The following is a 14,668-nucleotide window of genomic DNA, read 5'->3' on the forward strand; positions in this document are numbered from 1 at the left end:
CCGGCGGTATGGCGTCAGGCCGCCTTCTTCTCGGCGATCAGCTGGACGAAGCGGTCGAACAGATAGTGGCTGTCCTGCGGGCCGGGCGAGGCTTCCGGGTGGTACTGCACCGAGAAGACCGGCTTGCCCTTCAGGCGGATGCCTTCGTTGGTGCCGTCGAACAGGCTGACATGGGTGACCTCGGCGTCGGCCGGCAGCGTCTCCGGCACCACGACGAAGCCGTGGTTCTGGCTGGTGATCTCCACCCGGCCGCTCGCCAGATCCTTCACCGGATGGTTGGCGCCGCGGTGGCCCTGCTGCATCTTGGTGGTCTTGGCGCCCAGCGCCAGCGACAGCATCTGGTGGCCGAGGCAGATGCCGAACATCGGCACGCCGGTGTCGAGCAGGCCCTTGATGGTCGGCACGGCATATTCACCGGTGGCGGCGGGGTCGCCGGGGCCGTTGGACAGGAAGACGCCGTCCGGCTGGTGGCGCATCACGTCCTCGACCGAGGCGGTCGACGGCACCACCGTCACCTTGCAGCCGGCGGCGGCGAGGCAGCGCAGGATGTTGCGCTTGGCGCCGTAATCGATGGCGACGACATGGTACTGCGGCTTGTCCAGCGTGGCATAGCCGCCGCCGATGGTCCAACCGGCCTCGGTCCAGTCGTAGGTCTGGCGGCAGGACACGTCCTTGGCCAGATCCATGCCCTCCAGGCCCGGCCAGCCCTTGGCCTTGGCGACCAGCGCCTCGATGTCGAACTTGCCGTCCGGCGCATGGGCGACGACCCCGTTGGGCGCGCCCAGGTCGCGGATGCGGCGGGTCAGGCGGCGGGTGTCGATGCCGGTCAGGCCGACGAGGCCGTAGCTCTTCAGCCAGTCGTCGAGATGGCGGGTGGCGCGCCAGTTCGACGGATCGGTGATGTCGGCGCGCAGGATCAGGCCGCGGGCGGCCGGCGTGATCGTCTCGATGTCCTCAAGGTTGGCGCCGGTGTTGCCGATGTGCGGGAAGGTGAAGGTGATGATCTGGCCGGCATAGCTGGGATCGGTCAGGATTTCCTGATAGCCGGTCATCGAGGTGTTGAAGCACACCTCGCCCACCGAATCCCCCGTGGCGCCGATGCCTCGGCCGCGGAACACGGTGCCGTCGGCCAGGACCAGGACGCCGGTGTGAACCGCATTGTCGGAGGGGGGAGTGGCGAGAGTCATTCCTGTGAACCTTCCCAAAAACCGCGGCCGGCGACGGATCGGGTGATCGGCGGAACGGCGACGGCCTAGCGTCCCGCCGGGCGCGCACACGTAGCCGCTCGCACCCCGCCTCCGCCGGGATCGGACGGTTTAAGTGGGATCGAGTGGGCTGATCGGATGGGCCGGACATCCTATATGACGATTGGACGCAGGATTTCCAGCAATAGCTTTGCAAGGCGGCCCTGATCCGCGGACAAAGTCGGCGGTCCGGAGTGTGGTCATTTCCCGTCCGGGGCTTTTGCCATGGAAATCGGCAGCCATTTTGGGAATAGTCGGCTGTCCGGCCGGGGCCTTTCCTCCCGGTCCGACGAACCAAGGAACCTGGGACATGACGCTGCGCACGCAGTTCAACGACAGCCTGAAGGATGCGATGCGCGCGAAGGACACGCGCACTGTGTCCGCCATCCGCATGATCCTCGCCGGTCTCAAGGACCGCGACATCGAAGCCCGGGGGCGCGGCGTGACCGACGGCATCGACGATGCCGGCATCCTGTCGATGCTGCAGGGCATGGTGAAGCAGCGCAACGAATCGGCGAGCATGTACGAGCAGGGCGGGCGTCCCGAACTGGCCCAGCAGGAGCGCGAGGAGATCGCGGTCATCGAGCGCTACCTGCCCAAGCAGATGGGCGAGGAGGAGGTCGCCGCCGCCATCGACGCCATCGTGACCGAGCTGGGTGCCGCCAGCATCAAGGACATGGGCAAGGTGATGGCCGAGCTGAAGGCCCGCCACGCCGGCCAGATGGATTTTGCCAAGGCCGGCGGTCTGGTGAAGGCGCGGCTGTCCGGCAAGTAAGGCCGGGCTGACGGGGCGCTGGCCGCCGAGGGGGAACCCGAGGCCAGGCTTGCGCCCCAGGGTGGCGTGCAGCAGTCGGGAGGACGGTGGAATGGTCGCGGTCCGCAAGCCCACTTTCTCAGGCATGACCGTCGCGGAGTTCCTCGACTGGAACGGCGACGGCACCGACACGCGGTACGAGCTGGTGAACGGCGAACCGCGCGCCATGGCGCCGGCGAGCATCACCCACGGCATCCTGCAAAGCACCGTAGCCCGTCTGATCGGCAACCATCTGGCCGACCGGGCAACCGGCTGCCATATCGTGACCGCTCCCGGCGTGCAGCCCCGTGTCCGCTCCAGCCACAACATGCGCATACCCGACCTGGGTGTGACCTGCACGCCCGACGAACGGGGGCTCCGCACGCTGCCTGACCCGGTGCTGCTGGTCGAGATCCTCTCGCCCAGCAACGAGGCCGAGACCTGGGAAAATGTCTGGACCTACACCACGCTGCCGTCGGTCCGCGAAATTCTGATTTTGTGGACGGCCGGGGTCGGGGCGGAGCTTCTGCGGCGGCAGGCTGACGGAAGCTGGCCGGAGAGCCCGTTGGTGATCATGGCCGATGACACGCTGGGTCTGGAAAGCATCGGCTACGAGGCCTCCCTGCGCACGCTCTATGCCGGAACGCATCTCGTCAGGCAGCCGGACTGAGCTTGCGCCGTCTGCGCCATCTGCTCCCTTGGGGCCGGCGGCGCTGGTTCCCATACTATGCCTCTGCTATAGCGTGGCCCCCATCGCTTCCGCCTATCGTCCTTCGCATCCGGTGACCGTTCGACCATGGCTTTCCCGCCCCAATTCCTGGAAGAACTGCGCACCCGGCTGACTCTGTCGGAGGTGGTCTCCAAACGGCTGCGGTTGATTCGCGCCGGCCGCGAGTACAAGGCCCCCTGTCCCTTCCACAATGAGAAGTCGCCGTCCTTCTACGTCAACGACCAGAAGGGATTCTTCCATTGCTTCGGCTGCGGCGCCCATGGCGACATCATCGGTTTCGTCATGCGCCACGACAATCTCGGCTTCCCCGAGGCGGTCGAGCATCTGGCCGGCGAGGCCGGGCTGCCGGTGCCGCGCCCGACGGAGGAGGACCGCCAGCGCTACGAGAAGCGCAAGACCCTGCATGACCTCGTCGAGCAGGCGGCGCGCTGGTTCGAGCAGCAGTTGCACCTGCCGGCCGGACGGACGGGGCTTGATTACTTCCTGCGGCGTGGGCTGGACGGCGAGACCATCGCCCGCTTCCGGTTGGGCTATGCGCCCGGCGATTCCAATGCGCTGCGCACCTATCTCGGCAAGCAGGGCTTCTCCGACGAGGACATGGTCAATGCCGGGCTGCTGAAGCGGCCGGACGACGGCCGGTCGCCCTACAGCTTCTTCCGCAACCGCGTGATGTTCCCGGTGACCGACCGGCGCGGGCAGGTGGTCGCCTTCGGCGGGCGCATCCTGGAAGGCGACGGGCCGAAATACGTCAACACCGCCGACACGCCGCTCTTCCACAAGGGCACGCTGCTCTACGGCCTGTCGCGGGCGCGGCAGGCGGCGGCGGACGGCAAGCCGGTGATCGTCGCCGAAGGCTACATGGACGTGATCGCGCTGGTCCGCGCCGGCTTCGAGGGGGCAGTGGCGCCTCTGGGTACCGCGCTGACCGAAACCCAGGTGCAGGAGCTGTGGAAACTGATCCCGGCGGCGGAGAAGGTGCCCTTCCTGTGCTTCGATGGCGACAATGCCGGACGGCGGGCGGCCTGGCGGGCGGTGGAGCGCATTTTGCCGCACCTCGCCCCCGGCCAGTCGGCCCGCGTCGCCTTCCTGCCGGAGGGCGAGGACCCCGACAGCCTGATCCGCGCCCAGGGGGCGAAGGCGATGGGGGCGGTGCTGGAGGCCGCCATCCCGCTGTCCGACGCCCTGTGGCGGATGGAGAGCGAGGGCAGGCCGACCGACACGCCGGAGGCCAAGGCCGCGGTGAAGGCGGCGCTGGAGGCCCGTGTCGCCACCATCGCCGACCGCGACGTCCAGAGCTTCTACCGCACCGAAATGCGCCGCCGCGTCGACGAGGCCTTCGCCCCGGCGCGGCCGGCCTACAACCGCGGGCCATGGGTGCCGGGGCAGGGGCGGGGACGCTTCGGCGAGGCGCCGCGCCGCCATGTGCCGGGCACGCCCGGACGCCTGACCTCCAAGCCGGCGGGGGAGGGGCGCGGCCGCGCCTCCCGCCTCGCGTCGATGCGCGAGCGCATTCTGCTGGCCACGCTGATCAACCATCCGGATTTGTTCGGCGAACTGGCGGAGCCGCTGGGCCTGTTGCCATTCGGTGACCCGGAGCTGGAAAAACTGCGCTGGGCGGTCATCGAATGCCTTTCCGACGACCGCAACCACGACTCGACACTTGACGCCGATGCGCTTTGTCGCCACTTGTCATCCGCCGGCCATGAGACGATGGTCGGTGCTTTGCTAGGCGAGTCGACCTATGTCCATGCCGGCTTCGCCCGTCCGGACGCCTCCACGGAGGATGCTCGGAAGGGATGGTGGCCTGCGTGGCGGCATCTGCATCACGAGCGGGTGCTCGACGATCTTAGGGAAGCGAAGGCCGCTCTGACCCGTGACAACAGCGAGGCCAACTTCGCGAGGGTCGTGGCTCTTCAGCAGGAGGTCATAAAGTCCGGTCTGGGTATCGCGGACAGTGACTTTGACGAGCTTTGAGTGTTGACGATGCAGATCGTCGGCAATCGGGCGTCGGTTGATGGGTACAGAGGGCAACAGGACGGGGCCGCATGACAGTTTCTGTGATGGCGGGTTCTGGGTAGATACATGGTCTGGGGGTGGGGCGGACGGGCCGGGGAACCGGGACCGGGCGCTCCTTTCGTCTTTATTCACTGGGGTAATGCGGGGGCACCGATCGCATGGCCACGAAAGCTGCGAACAGCGTGGAAGTTTCCGAAACGCGGGAGGAATCCGCAGACGGTCCTCTGATGGACGGCATGGGTTTGGCCGTCAAGAAGATGATCGCCCGCGGCAAGGAGCGCGGGTATGTCACCTATGACGAGCTGAACGCAGCGCTGCCACAGGATTCGTCCTCGTCCGAGCAGATCGAAGACACGATGGCGATGCTGTCCGAGATGGGCATCAACATCGTCGAATCGGAAGAGCAGGATTCGGAGAACAGCGGCGAGGGTGCGGGCGAGGGCGAAGGCCGCTCGTCGGGCAACCTCGACGACGACGACATCGGCCGCACCGATGACCCCGTGCGCATGTATCTGCGCGAGATGGGATCGGTGGAGCTGCTGTCGCGCGAGGGCGAAATCGCCATCGCCAAGCGGATCGAAGCCGGCCGCGAGATGATGATCGGCGCGATCTGCGAATCGCCCCTGACCATCCGCGCCATCCTGGAGTGGCATGATTCCCTGATGGAAGGGAAGATGCTGCTGCGCGACATCATCGATCTGGACGCCACCTATGGCGGCGGCCCGGATGGCGAGGAGTTGCCGGAAGGGCTGGCCGACGTTGTTGACGCCACCGGCGCCCCCGGCGCCCCCGGCGCAGGCGCTTCCGCCGTTGCCGCGCCCGCCGCCGACGCTCCGCCGGCCGAAGAGGACGGCGACGAGCCGCGCCCGCCGCGCGCCGAAGGCGAGGGCGAAGAGGGCGAGGAAGGCGACGAGGGCGAAAACAGCCTGTCGCTGTCCGCGATGGAAGCCGCGCTGAAGCCGCAGGTCATCGAGACCTTCGAGAACATCAAGGCGACCTACGACAAGCTGCACAAGCTGCATGAGGCCCGCATGGGCGCGATGCAGCGCGGCGAGGACGTCGGCAAGCAGACGGACAAGAAGTACGACAAGCTGAAGCTCGAGATGGTCGAGCTGATGAACACCGTCCGCCTGAACAACCAGCGCATCGAGCAGCTGGTCGAGCAGCTCTATGGCCTGAACCGCAAGCTGACCGGCTTCGAGGGCCGCCTGCTGCGCATGGCCACCGAGTGCCGGGTGAAGCGCGAGGACTTCCTGAACCAGTATTTCGGCCACGAGCTGGACCCGAACTGGCTGGAGCGCATCCGCGGCCTGAACCCCAAGACCTGGGGCAAGTTCGCGGAGAAGTACGACGGCGAAATCCGCAAGACGCGCGAGTCGATCTCGAACGTCGCCGAGGAAGCGCGTCTGCCGATCAACGAGTTCCGCCGCATCGTCTCCACCGTCCAGAAGGGCGAGAAGGAAGCGAGCCGGGCCAAGAAGGAGATGGTCGAGGCCAACCTGCGTCTCGTCATCTCCATCGCCAAGAAGTACACGAACCGCGGCCTGCAGTTCCTAGACCTGATCCAGGAGGGCAACATCGGCCTGATGAAGGCGGTGGACAAGTTCGAGTACCGGCGCGGCTACAAGTTCTCGACCTACGCCACCTGGTGGATTCGCCAGGCCATCACCCGCTCCATCGCGGACCAGGCGCGGACCATCCGCATCCCGGTCCACATGATCGAGACGATCAACAAGCTGGTCCGCACCAGCCGCCAGATGCTGCACGAGATCGGCCGCGAGCCGACCCCGGAAGAGCTGGCCGAGCGGCTGATGATGCCGCTGGAGAAGGTCCGCAAGGTCCTGAAGATCGCCAAGGAGCCGATCTCCCTCGAGACGCCGATCGGCGACGAGGAGGATTCGCATCTCGGCGATTTCATCGAGGACAAGAACGCCGTCCTGCCGCTTGACGCCGCCATCCAGGCGAACCTGCGCGAGACGACGACCCGCGTCCTGGCCTCGCTGACTCCGCGCGAGGAGCGCGTGCTGCGCATGCGCTTCGGCATCGGCATGAACACCGACCACACGCTGGAAGAGGTCGGCCAGCAGTTCAACGTGACCCGCGAGCGTATCCGCCAGATCGAGGCGAAGGCGCTGCGCAAGCTGAAGCACCCGTCGCGGTCGCGCAAGCTGCGCAGCTTCCTGGATACCTGATTGGGATACCTGATCGGGAAGCGCATCGTTCGAGACGAAGCGGGGGCCTTTCGGCCCCCGTTTTCGTTTTCGGGTTTCCGCGTCGGAGCGGTGAACGAGGGGTTGCAATTCCCCAAAGCTTTGTCGCAAAGTGCGGCCCGCGGTAGGGCCTGTAGTTCAGCGGTTAGAACGCGCCGCTCATAACGGTGTTGTCGTCGGTTCAAATCCGGCCGGGCCCACCACGCCTCCCCGACCGACCCAACACTCTCCTTGGGGGCATGGCGGGGGGGCATATTCGTGGGCGACGTTCTCCAACTCATTCAATCGGCGGCGGCCGCTTTGCAGCGGCGGGAACCGGCAGCGGCGCGCAGGGCGCTGCGGCAGGCGCTGGCGCTCGATCCGGGGCGCGGCGACGGCTGGAGCATCCTCGGCGTCGCGGCCATCGGCAGCGGCGATGCGGTGGGTGCGCTGGCGCCGTTCAGGCGGTCGCTGTGCAGCGCGCCGGGCAATCCCGCCTATGCGCGCAACCTCGCGGCCTGCATGAAACGGCTGGGGCGGGTGGAAGAGGCCGCCGCCGTCCTGCATCGGGCGGCGCTTGCCGGTGCGCTCGCTCCCGACCTGTTCTGCGATCTCGCCGATCTGCGGCTGGGGAGCGGCGACGCATCGGCGGCGCTGCCGCTTTACCGGCTGGCGCTGCTGCTGGCGCCCGACCATGGGCGCAGCCTGAACAATCTGGCGGAGACCCTGCGCCGGCAGGCCATGCCGGAGGCGGCGACCGAACTGGGCCGGCTGGCCCGGCTTCGCGGCACGGCGCCGGCCTGGGCCTCGGCAGGGGCGGAACTGGTCGAGGCGGGGCGGATCGAGGAGGCGCAGCCGGCGCTCTGCCGGGCGCTGGCGCTCGATCCGGCCGATCCGGCAAGCTGGAGCAATCTCGGATTCGCGCATCTGCAACGGCACCGGGCGGAAGCGTCGGTGGCGGCCTTCGCCCAGGCCCGCCGCCTCGATCCGGCGCTGGCGGAGGCGGCGGTCGGGCAGGGCAGCGCGCTGATGCTGATGGGGCGCTTGCGCGAGGGGGCGGCGCTCTATGAGGAAAGGCTGCGGCTGCCGCTGTTCCAGCCGCCGCGGCGTTTCGACCGGCCGGATTGGGACGGCAGCATCCGGCCGGGGGCGACCCTGCTGATCCATGCCGACCGTGGCATTGGCGATGCGATCCAGTTCATCCGCTATGCGCCGATCCTGCGGGCGCAGGGGATGCGGGTGCTGTTCTGCGGCCAGGAGAACCTGCTGGGGCTGCTGCGGTCCTCAGGCATCGTCGATGCCGCCTTCGGCTATGACGAGGACTTGCCGCCCTACGACATGCACGCCCATGTGATGAGCCTGGTCCACCGGATGGGAACCGAACTGGACAGCATTCCCGCGGACACTCCCTATCTGCACGCTTCGCAGGCGGCGAGGGATCTCCTGGGCCGGGAGGGCCGCGGGTCTGGCGGGGCTGAGGATCGGCATCGTCTGGGCCGGGTCCGTGCATTTCCGCTATGACCGCGTCCGCTCGCCCCGGCTGGAGCCGCTGCTGCCGCTGTTCGGCATTCCGGGAACGACCGCGGTGGTGCTCCAGTTCGGGCAGGGGCGCGACGACATGGCCAAATTCCCGCTGCCCGCCGGCACCGTCGATTGGGGCTGCTCGTTGCAGGGCATGGACAACACCGCGGCGGCCCTGGGGGAGCTGGATGTGGTGGTCAGTTCCTGCACCTTCATGGCCCATCTGGCCGGCGCGCTGGGCCGGCCGGTGTCGGTGCTGCTGCATGCCGGGTCGGAATGGCGCTGGCTGAGCGGGCGAGAGGAGTCGCCCTGGTATCCGACGGCGCGGCTCTACCGCCAGGCGGCTCCCGGCGACTGGTCGGGGCCGGTGGAGCGGCTGCGGGCCGATCTGGCGGCGTTGGCGGAGCGGCGGATTGCCCTGGCCGGCAACTGACGGGGCCGCTCTGAAGCCTTTTCGGCACAAGCGTGGCCGTGCCGCACAAATTTTGCTGCAAGCCTCATAAAGTCTGGAATAAAGGATGCGCGGCGCGCGTTCGCACCCATATGCATCGGGTCTCCCATTCGGCCGCAAGGTCGAAGGAGCCGGCCCGGCCTCTGGAGTTGCGGCGCCCTCGTCGTCCCGTCCGCCTTGTCGGCAGAAGGGGAGGCCATGGCGTGAGCCGTGGCGTGATCGGTTAAGGATCGGGTGCGCGGTTGAGCAAATTCGGGGTCGATCTGGAAGTCCACATCGCGTCCTTGCGGCGCTACGCGCGTGCGCTGATGCGCAACAGCGCGGATGCGGAGGATCTGGTGCAGGAGGCGCTGACGCGCGCGGTGGCGCGTGCCGACAGCTTCCAGGCGGGGACGAACCTGCGGGCATGGCTTTTCACCATCCTGCACAACGTCCACGTCAATCAGGTCCGTTCCAAGGCGGCCCGGCCGCAGGAGGTCGATGTCGATGACGTCGAATCCAAGCTGGTCAGTCCGCCCCGGCAGGAAGAGCGTGTCGAGCTGCGCGAGATGATGCGCGCGGTCGACGAGTTGCCGGAGGAACAGCGCAAGGTGCTGCTTCTGGTGGCGCTGGAGGGCCTGAAATACGACGAGGTCGCCGACATGCTCGGCGTGCCGATCGGGACCGTCATGTCGCGCCTGTCCAGGGCGCGCGAGGCGGTACGGGCGAAACTGGCGAACGAGGGTGGCGTTACCCTCCGGCGGGTGAAGTGATGAACGCGCATCAGGGACTGGGACGGGTCACGGAGGATGAGCTCCACGCCTATGTCGACGGGCAGCTGGACGGCAACCGCCGTCTGGCGGTGGAGCGATGGCTGGCCGAGGATCCGGAGGCGGCACGCCGGGCGGAGGATTACCGCGCCCAGGCGATCCTGCTGCACGAGATGTTCGACACCGTCCTGCGCGAGCCGCCGAGCGACAAGGTCCAGGAACTGTCCGACCGGCTGAAGGGGCGTGTCGCCTTCAACGACAATCGTCCGGCCTGGCATGCCCGTCCGCTGGTGCGTTTCGCCGCGGCGGTGATGCTGGTGGTCGCCGGCGCCGCCGGCGGCTGGATGGGCCGTGGCGTCGACCAGCAGGCCGCCGTCCCCGTCGCCCAGCAGCGCCAGACGCTCGCCACCTTCGCCCAGGAAGCCACCCAGGCGCACCGCTTCTACACCTCGGACGAACGCTTCCAGGTGGAGCTCGGCGCCGACAATCAGGACGAGCTGAACGGCTGGCTGTCCAAGCGGATGGGACGCGACGTGTTCGGGCCGGACCTTGGCCGCGTCGGCTATCGCCTGATCGGCGGCCGCTCGCTGCCGACCGATCTCGGCGCCGGCGCGCAGTACATGTATGCCAACGATGGCAACAAGCGGATCACCCTGTTCGTCGGCGCCCCGCAGAGCGGCAACCAGTCGAACTTCAGCTTCACCCAGAACGGCGACGTGGCGACCTTCTACTGGGTCGAAGGGCCGCTGGCCTACGCGCTGGCCGGCCGCCTGTCGAAGGAGGAGCTGCTGGAGATCGCCAAGGCGGTCTATCAGGACGTGAAGGCCGGCCCGCCGCGGCGCGAGGCCCCGCCGGAGCAGCCCCAGCAGCAGCCCCAACAGCAGCAGCAGGAGCAGCCGGCGGGCGTGCAGCCGATCAGTGACACGCACAAGGCCAAGGAAAGCTGAGAGGCTGTTCAAGGCAGATCGAGGGGGGCGCCGGTGGCGCCCCTTGTCGTTTCGGCAGAGCTTATCGTTTCGGCATGCCTTAAGTTTCTAGGCCTCATCGCTCCAGCAGATAGGTCTTCAGCCAGTCGCGCACCTCGCGGCAGACCGCCTCCGACGCCTCTTCCAGCGCGTGGCCGGTGCCGGGGACCAGAACCAGCTTCTTCGGCTCGCCCGCCTTGCGGTGGACATGAATAGAGCAGCTGGCCGGCAGAATCTCGTCCGCCTCGCCGTGGATCAGCAGGATGGGACAGGACAGGTCGCCGACCGGATCGGTGCCGTAGCCCTGGGTCGCCAGCGTCACCACGGTGCAGACCGCACCCCGGTTCGACGCCGCCGCCTGGATGACCACCGCGCCGCCGAAGGAATGGCCGACCAGCGCCACATGGTGGATGCCCTGCTGGCCCAGGAAGCTGAGCCCGCACAGCACGTCGTTCACCGCCTCCTCCAGGTCGCGCGGATCGCGGAAGCGCAGGCGCAGCGAGGCGACCCGGTCGGCGGTGAAATCCGCGGACAGGCGCGGATAAAGCCCGCGTGCCGGGCTGTCGAACCCGCCGCCGACCCCGCCGACCCACAGCACCGCCAGTTCGCCGTCCGGCACCGGGTAAAAGCGGGCCTGGACCGGGCCGCGGTCGGTTTCGAGTGTCACCGGCCGAAAGCCCTCGGCGTCGACGATGCCCATGGTGGCGTCCAGAAGCGGCACGGCCATCCTCCCATCCGATCTTTGCTGTAGGGACTAACAACGCAGACGCCCTGCGGTTGCCGCTTACCACAGCAGGTGAGGCAACGAAGCCGCAACCCGGCTGTTCTCTGTCCATGGTCTTTGCACAGACGGGAAAGGAGCGGCGATGGCGTCGAACAGTTTGACCGGGTGGGGTGGCCGCCGGCCGCAGCCGGACTCTCTCCTCTCTGGCCTGGGGTCCGGCCTTGCGGGGGTGGGATCGGGCGATGCCGCGACCGGCGGTCGCTGGCTTGCCATGGTCGGCGGTACGGCACTCGGCGTCCTGGGATTGCAGCGGCCGGGCTGGGGCGGGGCGATGATGGCGTTGGGCGGCGCCGGCCTGTTCGCCGCTGCTGCCCTCGGGCTGCGCCCTTTCGGCGAGCGGTCGCTGGGCACGGCACCGAACCCCGGCGCGTGGCGCCACCAGGGTCCGGCCACCCGCCGCCGCTCGCTGACGCCGGAACGCACGCAGGCGGTGGTCACCATCGCGTCGGATGCCGGGACGATCTTCCGCTTCTGGCGCAACTTCGCCAACCTGCCCAAGCTGATGCCGCAGCTTGAGCGGGTCGATGTGCTGTCGGCGACCGAAAGCCGCTGGATCGGCAAATCCGCGACAGCGTCCACCGGGGGGACAGCAGGCGAGGCGCCGAACTGGCGCTGCGTGCTGGACCGCGTCGACGAGGACCGGCTGCTGACTTGGCATACGGTGGGCGAGACGGCCCTGCCGCACCGCGCCTCGCTGATGCTGAGCCCGGCGCCGGGCGACCGCGGGACTGAGGTGCGGCTGACGCTGGTCTACCGCGTGCCGGCGACCGAGGTGGCGGCGCTGCTGGGCACCACGCCGGCTGCCCAGGCGGAGGAGGCGCTGCGCCGGCTGAAGCAGCGGGTGGAGACGGGCGAAGCTGTCCACCATCGAGCGGCAGCCGCGCGGCGGAACCTCCGGTCCCTTCCGGGAGGCGACGGAATGAAGGCGCTCTGCTGGAACGGAACCAACGACCTGCGGGTGGAGCGGGTGCCCGACCCGGTGCTGGTCAATCCGCATGACGTGATCGTCAAGGTGGCGCTGTCGTCGGTCTGCGGGTCGGACCTGCACCTGCTCGACGGCTATGTACCGACCATGCGGCCCGGCGACATCATCGGCCACGAGTTCCTGGGCGAGATTGTCGAGAAGGGGCCGGAGGTCCGCTATCTCAACCGCGGCGACCGGGTCATCACGGTGTCGATCATCGGCTGCGGCCAGTGCGGGCACTGCCGGCACGGCGAAAGCTCGCTGTGCGACAACTCCAACCCGAATCCGGACTATGCCCGCACCGCCTACGGCCATTGCGGCGCCGGCATCTTCGGCTACAGCCATGCCTTCGGCGGCTATGCCGGCAGCCATGCCGAGTACATCCGCGTGCCCTATGCCGACTTCAACGCATTCCGCGTGCCCGACGGGGTGAGCGACGAGAAGGCGGTCTTCGTCTCCGACGCGGTGCCGACCGGCTACATGGCCGCCGACATGGCGGGCATCAAGCCGGGCGACGTGGTGGCGGTGTGGGGCTGCGGCGGCGTCGGCCAGATGGCGATCCGCAGCGCCTTCCTGCTGGGGGCGGAGCGGGTGATCGGCATCGACCGCGTACCCGACCGGCTGCGCGCCGCCCAGATGAAGGCAGGGGCGGAAACGCTGGATTACAGCCGGGTCGACATCTTCGACGCGCTTCAGGCGATGACCGGCGGGCGCGGTCCCGACGTCTGCGTCGACGCCGTCGGCATGGAGGCCGACAGCGGATCGAACGCGGTGGAGGATTTCTATGACCGCGCCAGGCAGGCGGTGGGGCTGCAGACCGACCGGCCGGCGGTGCTGCGCCAGATGATCGAGAGCTGCCGCAAGGGCGGCACCCTGTCCATCGTCGGCGTCTATGGCGGGCTGATCGACAAGTTCCCGATGGGGGCGGCGATGAACAAGGGCCTGACCTTCCGCATGGGCCAGCAGAATGGCCAGCGCTATGCCGAGCGGCTGTTCGAGCACATCCGCAACGGCGAGTTGGACCCCTCCTACCTGATGACGCACCGGCTGCCGCTGGACGACGGCCCGCAGGCCTACCGCATGTTCAAGGAGAAGGCCGACGACTGCCTGCGCGTCGTCTTCGCGCCGCAGGGGTGAAGCGACAAGGAGAGACAGATGGAACTGGTCTATGCCTATCCCGCGGAGCGTGGCCGGGGGGTGGAGGCCGAGATCGTCGGCAGCCTGCGCGACCGCTTCGGCACTGTCGTGCAGCGGGGGCGGGAGGAGCGGGACGCCGAGCGCGGCGACCGGTCCGACGTGGTGGTGACGCTGGAGGTCGGCGACGACAAGGCCGAGGCGGCGCTGACCGCGCTCCGCGCCCACCCGCTGGTGATCGATGCCGCCGCCCGGAGCTTCGGCGAGCGGGTGTGAGGAGGCTTTGACGCCGGAAGCGATACCTCCATCGGGTCTCTTTCCAGCGAGACCGGTCTGTCGTCCGCTCTCCGTCCTCGTGTCTCGAAAAAGGAAGGTCGGATGAGGAGGTTTCTGAGCGTCATGGCCCTGGCCGTCGCGCTGGGCGGGAGCGACGCGGCCGCCCAGCAGTCGATCATCGACGGCTGGGCGTGGAGCACCCTCGTGCCGTCGATTGCCCAGACCGACATACTGGGCACCCATCTGCGCGAACTGAGAAACGAGCAGGAACGGCGCAACACGCCGCCGCCGGATATCTCGCGGCTGGGATTCACGCCGTCGAAGGCGCGGCGCAGCGCCAATCTCGCCGCCTTCGTCGAAAAGACGCGGGCGGTCGATCCGAACGGCGCCGCCGATCTGCAAAGGCTGTTCGCCGAGGGCGACATCATCGAGCGGATCGGGGCGGCGATCGCCCCCGTCGGCCTGCGGACCGACAATCTCGCGGATGCCTATGCGCTGTGGTGGATCACCGCGTGGCAGGCGACGCGCGGCGACAACGACACGCTGGGCCGCGACATGTACGCCGTCGTCCGCGCCCAGTCGGCACGTGCGCTGAACGCCGCCGGCAGTCCGGGCAAGGCCTCCGATGCCGAGAAGCAGGAGCTTGCCGAGGCTCTGCTGGTCCAGACCATGCTGATCGACGTCGCGGTGGATCGGGCCAAGGGCAATCCCGCGCTCATGCGGCAGGTCCGCGCCGCCGTTGCCAAAGGCGCGCAGGGCATGGGGCTCGACATGGCCGGGATGGAGATCACCGGCGGCGGCTTCGTTCCCAATGGCAAGCGGTGAGGCGGCAAACGGTGAGGCGGCAAACGG

General features: G+C 68.4%; 13 protein-coding genes, 1 tRNA gene and 1 pseudogene. 13 read left to right on the forward strand and 2 right to left on the reverse strand.

Features of this window, described 5'->3' with window-relative positions; translation table 11 throughout:
- Positions 1–14 precede the first annotated feature (14 nt).
- Complete coding sequence (gene carA / locus ACWPN3_RS14610; protein WP_109095485.1) at positions 15–1,187, reverse strand: glutamine-hydrolyzing carbamoyl-phosphate synthase small subunit; 1,173 nt, start codon at positions 1,185–1,187, stop codon at positions 15–17.
- A 367-nt stretch (positions 1,188–1,554) separates the two neighbouring features.
- Here carA and ACWPN3_RS14615 point away from each other — a divergent pair, with 367 nt between their 5' ends.
- The 9 genes from ACWPN3_RS14615 to ACWPN3_RS14655 all read left to right on the forward strand — a co-directional run bounded on the left by ACWPN3_RS14615 (position 1,555) and on the right by ACWPN3_RS14655 (position 10,640).
- The gene (locus ACWPN3_RS14615; RefSeq protein ID WP_109095486.1) at positions 1,555–2,019 is read left to right on the forward strand and encodes a GatB/YqeY domain-containing protein; all 465 of its coding nucleotides are present in this window, start codon (positions 1,555–1,557) and stop codon (positions 2,017–2,019) included.
- A 91-nt stretch (positions 2,020–2,110) separates the two neighbouring features.
- On the forward strand, positions 2,111–2,707 hold the full coding sequence (locus ACWPN3_RS14620) for a Uma2 family endonuclease (protein ID WP_492240289.1): 597 nt from the start codon (positions 2,111–2,113) through the stop codon (positions 2,705–2,707).
- A gap of 126 nt (positions 2,708–2,833) precedes the next feature.
- The gene (dnaG, locus tag ACWPN3_RS14625) at positions 2,834–4,741 is read left to right on the forward strand and encodes a DNA primase (protein ID WP_492261530.1); all 1,908 of its coding nucleotides are present in this window, start codon (positions 2,834–2,836) and stop codon (positions 4,739–4,741) included.
- Between the two features lie 200 nt (positions 4,742–4,941).
- Entirely contained in the window at positions 4,942–6,975 is a 2,034-nt protein-coding gene (gene rpoD, locus ACWPN3_RS14630) for an RNA polymerase sigma factor RpoD (protein ID WP_109095489.1), read from the forward strand.
- A 145-nt stretch (positions 6,976–7,120) separates the two neighbouring features.
- Positions 7,121–7,196: transfer RNA gene (locus ACWPN3_RS14635), tRNA-Ile, on the forward strand.
- Between the two features lie 55 nt (positions 7,197–7,251).
- Positions 7,252–8,493, forward strand: a complete 1,242-nt coding sequence (locus ACWPN3_RS14640) for a tetratricopeptide repeat protein (protein ID WP_492261531.1) — start codon at positions 7,252–7,254, stop codon at positions 8,491–8,493.
- Positions 8,477–8,926: a hypothetical protein gene (locus tag ACWPN3_RS14645; protein ID WP_492261532.1), complete on the forward strand. Its 450-nt coding sequence runs from the start codon at positions 8,477–8,479 to the stop codon at positions 8,924–8,926. Before ACWPN3_RS14640 ends, ACWPN3_RS14645 begins: the two co-directional genes overlap by 17 nt.
- A gap of 260 nt (positions 8,927–9,186) precedes the next feature.
- Complete coding sequence (locus ACWPN3_RS14650) at positions 9,187–9,696, forward strand: sigma-70 family RNA polymerase sigma factor (protein ID WP_042703142.1); 510 nt, start codon at positions 9,187–9,189, stop codon at positions 9,694–9,696.
- A complete protein-coding gene (locus ACWPN3_RS14655; RefSeq protein ID WP_492240292.1) occupies positions 9,696–10,640 on the forward strand; it encodes an anti-sigma factor family protein in 945 nt (314 codons plus the stop codon). Before ACWPN3_RS14650 ends, ACWPN3_RS14655 begins: the two co-directional genes overlap by 1 nt.
- 94 nt (positions 10,641–10,734) lie before the next feature.
- Here ACWPN3_RS14655 and ACWPN3_RS14660 read toward each other — a convergent pair whose 3' ends face one another.
- Positions 10,735–11,385 (reverse strand): alpha/beta hydrolase, encoded by a 651-nt coding sequence (locus ACWPN3_RS14660; protein WP_492240293.1) that lies wholly within the window; start codon positions 11,383–11,385, stop codon positions 10,735–10,737.
- 331 nt (positions 11,386–11,716) lie between these two features.
- On the opposite strand from ACWPN3_RS14660, the pseudogene ACWPN3_RS14665 reads away from it, so the two are divergent.
- From ACWPN3_RS14665 to ACWPN3_RS14680, 4 genes and pseudogenes are all read left to right on the forward strand, one after another.
- Positions 11,717–12,229, forward strand: a pseudogene (locus ACWPN3_RS14665) (SRPBCC family protein); the annotation flags it as partial.
- A 132-nt stretch (positions 12,230–12,361) separates the two neighbouring features.
- Positions 12,362–13,543 (forward strand): zinc-dependent alcohol dehydrogenase, encoded by a 1,182-nt coding sequence (locus ACWPN3_RS14670; RefSeq protein ID WP_492240295.1) that lies wholly within the window; start codon positions 12,362–12,364, stop codon positions 13,541–13,543.
- Positions 13,544–13,561: 18 nt separating this feature from the next.
- Complete coding sequence (locus ACWPN3_RS14675) at positions 13,562–13,816, forward strand: hypothetical protein (protein ID WP_492240296.1); 255 nt, start codon at positions 13,562–13,564, stop codon at positions 13,814–13,816.
- A 102-nt stretch (positions 13,817–13,918) separates the two neighbouring features.
- Positions 13,919–14,641, forward strand: coding sequence for a DUF6683 family protein (locus ACWPN3_RS14680; RefSeq protein WP_492240297.1), 723 nt, complete (start codon positions 13,919–13,921; stop codon positions 14,639–14,641).
- Positions 14,642–14,668: the final 27 nt, after the last annotated feature.

It is taken from the genome of Azospirillum sp. UENF 111221, from assembly GCF_058780625.1.